The 3,169-nt window shown below is 73.4% G+C and carries 3 protein-coding genes and 1 pseudogene; all 4 read right to left on the minus strand.

From position 1 onward, the window contains the following. Positions 1-115: 115 nt before the first annotated feature. On the minus strand, positions 116-439 hold the full coding sequence (locus tag LCD31_RS03455) for a WXG100 family type VII secretion target (RefSeq protein WP_224955966.1): 324 nt from the start codon (positions 437-439) through the stop codon (positions 116-118). Beyond that, on the minus strand, positions 432-899 hold the full coding sequence (locus LCD31_RS03460) for a YbaB/EbfC family nucleoid-associated protein (protein WP_224955967.1): 468 nt from the start codon (positions 897-899) through the stop codon (positions 432-434). The genes LCD31_RS03455 and LCD31_RS03460 overlap by 8 nt, the downstream gene beginning before the upstream one ends. Then, positions 896-2,716, minus strand: a complete 1,821-nt coding sequence (locus tag LCD31_RS03465) for a hypothetical protein (RefSeq protein WP_224955968.1) — start codon at positions 2,714-2,716, stop codon at positions 896-898. Before LCD31_RS03465 ends, LCD31_RS03460 begins: the two co-directional genes overlap by 4 nt. A 4-nt stretch (positions 2,717-2,720) precedes the next feature. After that, a pseudogene (locus LCD31_RS03470) lies at positions 2,721-3,169 on the minus strand (large repetitive protein); the annotation flags it as partial.

The raw sequence follows: 3,169 nt of genomic DNA on the forward strand, positions 1-3,169 counted from the left end.
CGGCTCCCCCTCTCCAGATTCGAGCCCGGGCGCCCTGTCGCGCCCGGGTGCTCAACTCACGTCTTCGCGGCCCTCGTCTCCCAGCAGAGAGGTCGCACGGTTCCCGGCGCCGAGATCAGGACTCGTAACCGGTGTTCTCGACGTTCCGGCGGTTCTGCTCGTCCACCTCGACGAACTCGTCCACCGCTTCGTCCAGCGAGCCGGTCAGCTCGTCGACGCCGTCGAGGATCCCCTTGGAACCTTCCTTGATGTTCTTCTCGGGCTCCTTGTAGTTCTCCTCGAACGCCTTGCCGACGTCGTCGTTGCCCCAGCAGCCGTAGAGCTCCGCCAGCTCGGCGCTGAGCTCCTCGAAGGCGGCTTCCATCTCGCTGTGCGCCGTCTTGATCCGCTGGTTGGCGGCCCGCATCCCGTCCGGGTCGAGGTAGAAGTCGTCAGCCATCCTGGCCACCCTTCTCCGCACGGGAATCCTTGCCGGGGCGGTCGTCGTCATCGACGATGCCGTCGAGCATCGGGGACAGCAGCGCGTCGATCACGCTGCTCGGGTCTACCTTACCCGCGGCGATGCCCGCTAGATCAATTCCCGGCAGCGCATCGGACCCCATGAGGTCCGTCATCTTCGCCATCGCCTGCGCGCGGCCCTGCTGGAGCGTCTCCACGATCACGTGGGCCAGCTGCGCCGGGGCCATGCTCCTGTACTTCGTGCCGTTGAACTTCAGCTCGGACAGCTCACCGCTGCCGTCGAAGGTCATCTCCAGCGAACGGTCCTTGGCCTGGACCGTCGTCGTCTCGTTCTCGCGGACCTCGCTGATCTCGGCGAGCTTGCGCTGTTCCTGCTCCAGTGCGGCCATCGCCGCTTCGAGGTCCTGGAAGGCGCCGCCACCGCGGTTCATCTCGGTCATCGAATCTTCCGCTCCTCCCGGAGACCATTGATGATCTCGTCGATCTGGGCGTTCGCGTCGCCCACCGGCTTCTCCTTCGGCTCCGGACCGTCCTCTTCGGACCGCGACCGGCGACCGACCGCGCCGAGCACGCCGTTGCCGTCGTCCCAGGAATCCCGGTCCGCCGGAACGGGAACGTTCGGCTGCCGCTCCTCGTCGCGCTGGCCACCCGCGCCCGCACCGGCACCCATCATGCCCATCGGGCCGTGCATCGGACCGCCCGGCTGCCCGGTGCCGCCGGGCACACCGCCGCCGGTGCCGGGCATCGCGGCGGAGAACTCCCCGCCGGGGCGCGGCAGCGTCGGCGTACCGCCCGGGGTGCGCACCTGGCCGAGGTCCAGCGCGGAGGTCGGCGCGCTGCGCGGCCCGCCGCTGGTGGTGCTGTGCGCGCCGGCGGAACCGGCGTCCAGCGGCGCTCCGGCGGTCGTCGACTTCGCCACCGGCGCGTGCTGGCCGGGCTGGTTCCCGCCACCGGGCGGATTCCCGCCGCCGGGCGGATTCGCGGAGGGGTCCGGCGCCGGGGTCTGCGCGTGCAGCGGTGCGTGCGAACCGGGCGTGTTCGACGACAGGGTGCCCGCCGCCGTCGCGCCCGCCGCCGCGCCGGCCGTGGCCGTCGCGGTGAGGTGGCCCGGGGAGTGGGACTGCAGGAACGGCGCGTCCGCGGTGGATTCCTTGTGCTCCTCCACCGGCGAGCTCATCGTGCTGATCTCCTCCTGCCCCGAGGAGACGTTCTCCTGGCTGGAGGTCTGCGGCCGCTTCTCCTTCTTCCCGGTGGACGCGTCGGTCCCGCCGGTGGCCGAACTCGCCACCATCCGCTTGCCGAGGACCTGCGGCGAACCCTCCTGCACGCTGCCGGAGCGGGCGGCCGAAGCCGTCCGCCACCCGCCGCCGGCGGTCGTGGAACCACCACCACCGCCGCCGCCGAGGCCCGCGGACGACTGCCCGAGCACCGCGGGCGACCCGGTCGCGGAGGCCGCCAGCCACGGGGCCGCGTTGCCGCCGGAGCGTTCCCCCGCACCGCCGCCGACACCGCCGGTCCCGCCGCCGGAGGCCGAACCGTCGCCGGAGCCGTTGCCGCCGATGCCCGCCGGGCTGCCGAAGGTGCGCGCCATCGTGCCGACGGCGCCACCGCCCGCACCCGGCGCGTAGCCGGCGTCCGACACCTGCGGCGTGCCGTCCGGTCCGTAGTAGACGGCGGTGGAGAACCCCCCGCCGCTACCGGACTGGCCGCCCTCAGCGCCGCCGTTCGCGGTGATCTGGTCCACCGGGGTGCTGCCCGGGCCGGTGCCGGGCAGCGGGGTGAACCCGCCCGCCGCGTCGCCGTAGGAGGTCGCCAGGTCGCGCAGGATCTGGCGGGCCTGCTCGGTGCGGTCCTCGTCGGCCTTCCCGGCCTCCTCCGGCGGGGCGTCGCTCTGCTCGGCCCGCTGCTGCTGCAGGTCGCGCAGCCGCTGCTGCGCGGACGCCAGCGATTCGGCGGCGCGGCGCAGCATCGCGGCGTAGCCCGGCTGCTGCATCGCGTGCAGCACGGCCTCGTTCTTCGCCGCCAGGTGCTCGGCCGCCTGCGCGGCCTGGTCCATCGACAGCCCCGACAGGCCGACCTCCAGCCTGCGCATGGTGGCGCGCAGGCCGTCGATCAGCTGCTGGAGCCCCGCCGTGGCGCGATCGAACTCGTCGGCGCGCTGGTGGTACAGCTCCGGGTCGCGTTCGTTGATCAGCTGGGCCAGCTGGTCGAAGTTCAGCTGGTCCAGGTTCGACGGGATGGGTGTGCTGGTGGGCACGAGATCAGCTCCGTCCGAGCACCGATGGCGGGTTGTCCTTGTCCTCGTCCCAGACGCCGTCGTCCGCCTTCATCCAGATCTGCGGCTCGCGCTCCTGGTTCTGCTGCCCGGCGGCACCGGCGCCCGCGCCCATGCCACCGCCCATCGGCATGCCGCCCATGGGCATCCCACCGCCGGCTGCACCGCCCGCGGCACCACCGGCCGCACCGCCCGCGGCACCACCCGTGGCCGCGGCCGCGGCACCGCCCGGCGCGGCCAGGCCCTGCTTGGCCGCCACGTCGAACTGGGCGCTCGGGCTGTCGCCGCCGCCGTAGCCACCACCACCGTAGCCGCCGCCACCGCCGCCGGAGCCGGAGCCGAGGCTGGAGATCGCGTCGTCCGCGGCGGCCTTCGCTGCACCGCCACCGCCACCGCCACCGCCACCGCCACCGAGGAAGTCGTCCAGTTCGGACC

It is taken from the genome of Saccharopolyspora sp. 6M (assembly GCF_020176775.1).
Classification (GTDB): Bacteria; Actinomycetota; Actinomycetes; order Mycobacteriales; family Pseudonocardiaceae; genus Saccharopolyspora_C; species Saccharopolyspora_C gregorii.

What these genes read in the sequence shown, in the direction of transcription:
- LCD31_RS03455 (WP_224955966.1), bottom strand. Translation starts at nt 439, where the DNA reads ATGGCTGACGACTTCTACCTCGACCCGGACGGGATGCGGGCCGCCAAC.
- LCD31_RS03460 (WP_224955967.1), bottom strand. Translation starts at nt 899, where the DNA reads ATGACCGAGATGAACCGCGGTGGCGGCGCCTTCCAGGACCTCGAAGCG.